This is a genomic window from Stenotrophomonas sp., assembly GCF_032099025.1.
GTDB lineage: Bacteria > Pseudomonadota > Gammaproteobacteria > Xanthomonadales > Xanthomonadaceae > Stenotrophomonas.
Map to the genome: position 1 here is coordinate 1 of NZ_DAMCID010000030.1, position 7,105 is coordinate 7,105.

Here is a 7,105-nt window from a genome sequence, read left to right on the forward strand (position 1 = left end):
GGCACTACGTGGCCGATCAGATGCCGCGGGGAGCCGGCCAGCGGCCGGCACTACGCGGCCGATCATTGCCGCGAAACGCCTACAATGCCCCATCGCAACCACAGGCTTTACCCCATGACGTCGATCCGCATCGCGATGGCGCAGTTTGATTTCCCGGTAGGCGCCGTGGCGCAGAACACCGACACCATCATCGCGATGATCGCCGAGGCGCGCGATGAATACGGCGCCGAGCTGGTGGTGTTCCCGGAACTGGCCATCAGCGGCTATCCGCCGGAAGACCTGCTGCTGCGCCCCGGCTTCCTGTACGACTGCCAGCAGGCCCTGACCCGCATTGCCGAAAGCACCCAGGGCATCACCGCCGTGGTGGGGTGGCCGCAGGCCGCAGGTGCCGTCGTGTACAACGCCGCCAGCGTGCTGCGCGGGGGCCGCGTCGAGCACACGTACCGCAAGCGCGAGCTGCCCAACTACGCGGTATTCGACGAGCGCCGCTACTTCGACGTGGACCCCGACGGTGGCAGCTGCGTGTTCGAACTGAAGGGCGTGCCGGTGGGCGTGCTGGTCTGTGAGGATCTGTGGTTCGCCGAGCCGCTGGCCGAGACCGTGCGCGAAGGCGCGCAACTGGTGGTGGTGCCCAATGCATCGCCCTACGAACGCGGCAAGCATGCCCAGCGCGATGCGCTGCTGGCCGAGCGCACCCGCGAAAGCGGCGCGGCCATCGTCTACCTCAACATGGTCGGCGGGCAGGACGCGCTCACCTTCGATGGCGCCTCAGTCGTAGCCGATGGCGACGGCACGGTGCATCCGGCCGCCGCCGCATTCACCGACCAGTGGCTGGTGGTGGACTACGACGCACCGACGCGACGCTTCCAGCCGCTGGAGTGGATCGACGACGGCGATGAAAGCATGGACGCGCTGGCGTGGCGCGCGGTCACGCGCGGCATCAAGGATTATTGCGGCAAGAACGGCTTCAAGAAGGTGTGGCTGGGTCTGTCCGGCGGCATCGATTCGGCGCTGGTGCTGGCCATGGCGGTGGACGCGCTGGGTGCGGACAACGTCACCGCGGTACGGCTGCCGTCGCGCTACACCGCCGGCATGTCCAACGACCTGGCCGCCGAGCAGTGCCGCGCGCTGGGTGTGAAGCTGGAAGCGGTATCGATCGAACCGGTGTTCGAAGGCTTGATGACCGCATTGGGTCCGATGTTCGAAGGCCAGCCGGCCGATGTGACCGAGGAAAACCTGCAGTCGCGCGCGCGCGGCGTGATCCTGATGGCGCTGTCCAACAAGTTCGGCGGGTTGCTGCTCACCACCGGCAACAAGAGCGAGTACGCGGTGGGCTACGCCACCATCTACGGCGACATGTGCGGCGGCTACGCGCCGCTCAAGGACCTGTACAAGACCGAGGTGTTCGGGCTGTCCAAGTGGCGCAATACCGTGGGCGGTGCCCCGGTGATTCCGCCAGCGGTGATCTCACGTCCGCCATCGGCCGAGCTGCGCGCCAACCAGACCGACCAGGACTCGCTGCCGGCCTACGATGTGCTGGACGGCATCCTGTACCGCTATGTGGACCAGGAGCAGTCGCGCGAGGAAATCGTCGCCGCCGGCTACGCGGCCGAGGTGGTCGACCGCGTGCTGCGCCTGGTGCGCACCAGCGAGTGGAAGCGCCACCAGGCCGCACCGGGCCCGAAGGTCTCGCGCCGTGCGTTTGGCCGCGAGCGGCGCTACCCGATCAGCAATGGGTACAAGGGCTGAATGATCTACTTCGGGGCGGGGCGTGCAACACCCCCCTGATGCGTTCTTGAAAGCGGTGGGGCTGGGCTGGACCTAGAGTGCCGGACTCTCTGTTATAGGGCCTCCCCCGTGTCCACCATCATCCATCCGAAGGTCCATACGTTCGCTGCGGCGCTGGCTTGCAAGCGCGACAACGACACCCTGTCTACAATGACGCTGAAGAAGCTGACGCTGATTGCGAACCGCGAGTTTGGCGGCGATGCCACGCGCGTGTTCGGCAAGACCTCACCTGGCATTGGCCGGTTCAACGGCGATGCTGCCGGGCTGCGCGGTGCGATTTCCAGCCAACTGCTCAATGTGCGCTCGCCCCAGCTGGCCAACGTCATGCGGCAATGGTTGGCGCAGTTGCCTGCCCCGAATGCACAGGCGACAGGCGCCCGCATGCAAAGCGCTATTCCGCATGCCGACGCCCCGCAAAACTCGCGCATGAATGCGTCGCCCGGCGTCATTTCTCCGGAGATACCGCTGCCAGACTACTCGGACACTGTTGAGATTCCGCCGCCGGATTACCTGGACAACGTTGAGCTTCCTCCACTGGACTACCCCGGCGCTGCACAACAGGGAATCCGGCGGGTTGCCACGTCGGGACCGGTGGAGCCCAAGTCGGTCAGCTTCGATTCCGTAGTGGTCACCAAGTTCTTCCTGGATGACGATGCCGGAAACAGGCGTGGCCCTGCGGTGCCGAAGGGTGCTGACCTCGAACGCACGCTGGAGGCGCAGTTCAGGGAGGAAAAGCTTCAGGAAGCCTGAAGCAAAGAAAGGTCTCCGGGCAGCCGGGCATAGCCCGGCGCGACGGCGAACGAAAAAGGGTCCCTCGCGGGACCCTTCTTCGTATCATGCCGCGCTGTATCAGCGGCGATTCAACGTCGCATTGCGCTCACCGGTGCTGGCGGACTTCTCGCCGGCGAACGGGTTCAGCTTGCGGATCATCCACGGGTAGTTCGGCCAGTCGCCCTGCAGCCAGGGGTGGTCGGGCTGGTTCAGCTCCAGCACGCGGCGGGCGTCGTCGGCGAGGACCTTGTTGCCCAGGTGGGTATAGGCCTCACCCAGGGTGGCCACCGCGTCGTACTGGAAGGCGCTCTGCGGGTAGGTTTCCAGCAGGTAGTTGGCGCGGCCGGCGGCCGACACCCAGGCGTCGCGACGCAGGTAGTACAGGGCGTTGTCCAGCTCGTGCTGGGCGAACACGTCGCGCAGCTCCAGCATGCGCTGGCGCGCGTCGGGCGCGTAGCGGCTGTTGGGATAGCGCTCGACCACGATGTTGAAGTCGGCGTAGGCCTGGCGCGGGGTGGACAGGTCACGGCGGCTCGGGTCCAACGACCATACGCGGCGCAGGAATACCGTATTGCGGTTGCCGTTGGCCAGCCCGCGCAGGTAGTACATGTAGGCGATGTTGCGGTGGGTCGGGTAGGTACGGATGAAGCGGTCGATGCTGGACACCGCGTCATCGTGCTTGCCGGCCTTGTACTGCGCGTAGGCGGTTTCGATCATCGCCTGCTCGGTGTACGGACCATACGGGTACTGGGCGATCAGGCGACGGAAGGTGGCTTCCGCCCCACTCCAGTTGCCCTTCTGCATCAGGCCGTGGCTCTTTTCATAGATCTGTTCGACCGGCTGGCCTTCCTCGGGGTTGTCACCCTTGGCGCCACGGTGGCAACCGGTGGAGACGAGGGCCAGGACCAGCATCAGGGCCGCGGTGCGGACGGGCGCGGACAGCAGGGAAGAGCGTCGGATCATGGGGTCTGGGCGGGACGCGGCTGGAATACGAAGGGTCGATGATAGCCTAGTGGCCTGTCCCGCGACTGAAACTGGTCGACCGGACCCCAAAATTGTCTCCCTGCGGTGTGCTCCCCATGTCCGATAACGCTTCTGAATCCGAATCCACCCGCCAGGCCATCGTGCCTGACACCGCCGCCGGACGGCGCTTCGACGCCGTCCTGGCCGAACTGTTCCCCGAATTCTCCCGGTCCAAGCTGACCGAGTGGATCAAGTCGGGCGACGTCCTGCTGGACGGCGAGCCCGTGCGCGGCCGCGCCCCGGTCCGCGGCGGCGAAGTGGCCAGCCTGCATGTCGTGCTCGACACCCAGACCCATGCCGAGCCCGAAGACATCCCGCTGGACATCCTGTACGAGGATGAGCACGTGTTCGTCATCAACAAGCCGGTGGGCCTGGTGGTGCACCCGGGCGCGGGCAACCCGACCGGGACCCTGGTCAACGCGCTGCTGTTCCGCGATCCGGGGCTGTCGGTGTTGCCGCGCGCCGGCATCGTGCACCGGCTCGACAAGGACACCAGCGGCGTGATGGTGGTGGCGCGCACGATCCAGGCGCAGACCGCGCTGGTGGAACAGCTGGCGGCGCGCAACGTGCACCGCCAGTACCTGGCGGTGGTGGTGGGCGCACTGGTCTCCGGCGGCACCGCCGATGCGGCGATCGACCGCCACCCGCGCGATCGCATCCGCATGGCCGTGCGCGAGGATGGCAAGGACGCGGTGACCCATTACCGCCTGCGCGAGCGCTTCCGCGCGCACACCGCCCTGGAATGCCGCCTGGAGACCGGGCGTACCCACCAGATCCGCGTGCACATGGCGCACCTCAAGCACGCCATCGTGGGCGATTCGCTGTACGGCGGCGCGTTGAAGCTGCCCAAGGGCGCCACCGACGACCTGGTGGCGCAGCTGCGCAGCTTCAAGCGCCAGGCGCTGCACGCCGAGACGCTGGAATTCGCTCACCCGATCACCGGTGAGCCGATCCGCAACAGCGCGCCGGTGCCGGCCGACATGCTGGCACTGCTGGAGGCGCTGCGCGAGGACAGCAAGCGTTTCGCCGAACTGGAGCGTGGTCGCCGCTGATGGTGACCTCGCTGCCGCACCCGCCGCCCGACGCCGCACCTGCGCAGGTGCCGGTGCTGGCAGCCGACTGGCCGGCGCCGCCCGGCGTGCACGCGCTGACCACCCTGCGCTTCGGCGCAGGCGGTTCGCGCGCGCCGTTCGACCAGTTCAACATGGGCAACCGCCACGCCGCCGATGGCGACGACCCGGCCCAGGTGCAGCACAACCGCGACCTGCTGCAGGCCGGCCTGGCGTTGCCGTCGGCCCCGCACTGGCTGCGCCAGGTGCACGGTACCGAGGTGCTGCGTTTCGACGCCGCGCCCGGCGCCAGCGGACTGGACAGCGAGCCGACGGCGGACGCGGCGGTCACCTCGGTGCCCGGCGTGGTCCTGGCCATCCTCACCGCCGATTGCCTGCCGGTGGTGTTTGCCGCCCGCGACGGCAGTGAGATCGGGGCGGCGCACGCCGGTTGGCGCGGGCTGGCCGACGGCATGCTGGAGGCGACCGTGGCGGCCATGCACGCCGAGCCTGCGTCGCTGCAGGCCTGGTTGGGCCCGGCCGCCGGCCCGGCCCACTATGAGATCGGCGAAGACGTGTTCACCGCGTTTGTCGACCGCGACGCGGCGGAGGCCGCGGCGTTCAGCGCCACCCGGCCGGGGCATTGGAAGGTCGACCTGTATGCGCTGGCCCGCCGGCGCCTGGTCGGTGCGGGGCTGGACCCGGCCACGATCAGCGGCGGGCAGTGGTGCAGCATCGCCGACCCGCAGCGGTTCTATTCGCACCGCCGTGACCGTCGCACCGGCCGCATGGCGACCTTGGCCTGGATCGCAGGGTGAACACGGCGGGCGGACCGGTGATCGTGTTCGACGGCGTCTGCGCCCTGTGCAGCCGCTGGGTGCGCTTCCTACTGCGTTTCGATCACCGCGGCCGCTACCGCTTCGCGGCCATGCAGGGCGTGCAGGGCCGGGCCCTGCTTCAGGAGCATGGGCTGGACCCCGACGACCCGCTGTCGTTCCTGCTGGTCGAGCAGGGCCGCGCCTGGTCCGATACCGACGCCATCGTGCAGGTGCTGGCCGGTCTGGGCGGTGCCTGGCGGTTGGCCCGCCTGCTGCGGCTGGTGCCACGGACCTGGCGCGACCGCGCCTACCGGACGCTGGCACGCAACCGTTATCGCTGGTTCGGCCGGCATGACGTGTGCGCGCTGCCGGCGCCCGGGCAGGTGGGACGCTTCCTCGATTGAGAGACAAGGTGTGATCGGGCAACGAAACCGTCCGGGCGGCAACGAAACCGTCCGGGCGGCCAACCGCTCCGTAGTGCCACGCCATGCGTGGCAACGCGATGCCAACCGACGCGCGATCCGCCCAGCGTGGCACCCCGTCGATCACTCCAACACGGAATACTCGATCCGCCGGTTGCGTTCGCGGCCGGCTTCCAGGCGGTTGTCGGCCACCGGCTGCTCTTCGCCATACCCGCGTGGGACCAGCGCACTGGACGGCACGCCCAGCGCCTGCAGTTCGGCCACCACGGCCTCGGCACGCTGCTGGCTCAGGCGCAGGTTGCTGTCCGCGGTGCCCAGGCTGTCGGTGTGGCTGGCCACTTCCAGGCGCAGCGCGGGGTCGGCGGCACGGATCGCCAAGGCGCTGGCGCGCAGCATGTCCATGCCGTCGGCACGCACCACCGGCGACTTGTGTTCGAAGCGGATCGCGCCCTGGTTCAGCGCGTCCACCAGCCGGCTGGGTTCCGGGGTGGCGGGAAGCCGCGCCAGCGCGACCCGGCCCGGGTCCCACAGCCCGGTGACGTGCAGATGGCCGAAGCCACGCCGCAGCGTCTCGGATACGGCCACGCGGTCGGCGTCCGGCAGCTCCGCCATGTCCACGTGCAGGGTGTCACCGCTGAAGGACAGCGACAGGCCCGGATGACGCAGCACCGGGGTGAGTGTCAGCAGCCGGTCCAGCCAGCGCGGTGCCTGCGCATGCGGATCGCGCTGGATGTCGCCGCTTACCCGCGCCTGGCCGTACTGCCCGACCAGCGCGCTCCAGACCTTGCGCCGGTCTGCCTCGCCCGGCAGGCGGCCGCGGACATCGATGATCCCGCCATGATTGACCAGCGACAGCCGCGGCGATGTCTGCCGCTCGGCCCCCGTCGTGCCGGCGGGAATGACCCGGGTCTTCTGGTGGATCCAGCCGGTCAGGCACAGCAGGGCACCGGCCACCAGCACCCACGACAGCCCGCGCAGCACGCTGCCACGCACCGCGCTCGGCACCGGCGCAGGGCCAGTGCGCCGGGTGCGCGCAGCTGCCTCCAGCGACTGCACACGCCGTGCATCCTGTTCCATCACGTCGAGCAGGCCCGGCAGCAGGTCGGCGGCGACCACCGCGAACATGCCGGTGGGGAAGGCGGCGCGGCGGGCCAGCACGGCCAGTTCGCCGCGTCCGATCGCAGATTCGAGCTGGCTGGCGAGCAGGCGGTGGGGCCGGCCGGTAGACGGGAAT

General features: G+C 69.0%; 7 protein-coding genes. 5 read left to right on the forward strand and 2 right to left on the reverse strand.

Going from position 1 to position 7,105, the window contains the following annotated elements:
* Positions 1–114: 114 nt before the first annotated feature.
* A complete protein-coding gene (locus tag RT456_RS16755) occupies positions 115–1,749 on the forward strand; it encodes an NAD+ synthase (protein ID WP_313348219.1) in 1,635 nt (544 codons plus the stop codon).
* Between the two features lie 108 nt (positions 1,750–1,857).
* Positions 1,858–2,538, forward strand: a complete 681-nt coding sequence (locus RT456_RS16760) for a hypothetical protein (protein ID WP_313348220.1) — start codon at positions 1,858–1,860, stop codon at positions 2,536–2,538.
* Positions 2,539–2,637: 99 nt separating this feature from the next.
* Here RT456_RS16760 and RT456_RS16765 read toward each other — a convergent pair whose 3' ends face one another.
* Positions 2,638–3,522 carry an outer membrane protein assembly factor BamD gene (locus RT456_RS16765; protein ID WP_313348222.1) on the reverse strand — a complete coding sequence of 295 codons (885 nt, stop codon included), beginning with the start codon at positions 3,520–3,522 and terminating at the stop codon, positions 2,638–2,640.
* A gap of 116 nt (positions 3,523–3,638) precedes the next feature.
* Between RT456_RS16765 and rluD the strand changes: the two genes are divergently transcribed.
* From rluD to RT456_RS16780, 3 genes are read left to right on the forward strand one after another with little or no spacing between them, the layout of a single operon-like run.
* Positions 3,639–4,634 (forward strand): 23S rRNA pseudouridine(1911/1915/1917) synthase RluD, encoded by a 996-nt coding sequence (gene rluD / locus RT456_RS16770; RefSeq protein ID WP_313348224.1) that lies wholly within the window; start codon positions 3,639–3,641, stop codon positions 4,632–4,634.
* Complete coding sequence (pgeF, locus tag RT456_RS16775) at positions 4,634–5,449, forward strand: peptidoglycan editing factor PgeF (protein WP_313348226.1); 816 nt, start codon at positions 4,634–4,636, stop codon at positions 5,447–5,449. The genes rluD and pgeF overlap by 1 nt, the downstream gene beginning before the upstream one ends.
* Positions 5,446–5,853 (forward strand): thiol-disulfide oxidoreductase DCC family protein, encoded by a 408-nt coding sequence (locus RT456_RS16780; protein ID WP_313348228.1) that lies wholly within the window; start codon positions 5,446–5,448, stop codon positions 5,851–5,853. Before pgeF ends, RT456_RS16780 begins: the two co-directional genes overlap by 4 nt.
* A gap of 141 nt (positions 5,854–5,994) precedes the next feature.
* Here RT456_RS16780 and RT456_RS16785 read toward each other — a convergent pair.
* Positions 5,995–7,105, reverse strand: a 1,111-nt coding sequence (locus RT456_RS16785; protein WP_313348230.1) for an OmpA family protein, incomplete at its 5' end; no start/stop codon positions are given.

What these genes read in the sequence shown, in the direction of transcription:
- rluD (WP_313348224.1), top strand. Translation starts at nt 3,639, where the DNA reads ATGTCCGATAACGCTTCTGAATCCGAATCCACCCGCCAGGCCATCGTG.
- pgeF (WP_313348226.1), top strand. Translation starts at nt 4,634, where the DNA reads ATGGTGACCTCGCTGCCGCACCCGCCGCCCGACGCCGCACCTGCGCAG.
- RT456_RS16755 (WP_313348219.1), top strand. Translation starts at nt 115, where the DNA reads ATGACGTCGATCCGCATCGCGATGGCGCAGTTTGATTTCCCGGTAGGC.
- RT456_RS16765 (WP_313348222.1), bottom strand. Translation starts at nt 3,522, where the DNA reads ATGATCCGACGCTCTTCCCTGCTGTCCGCGCCCGTCCGCACCGCGGCC.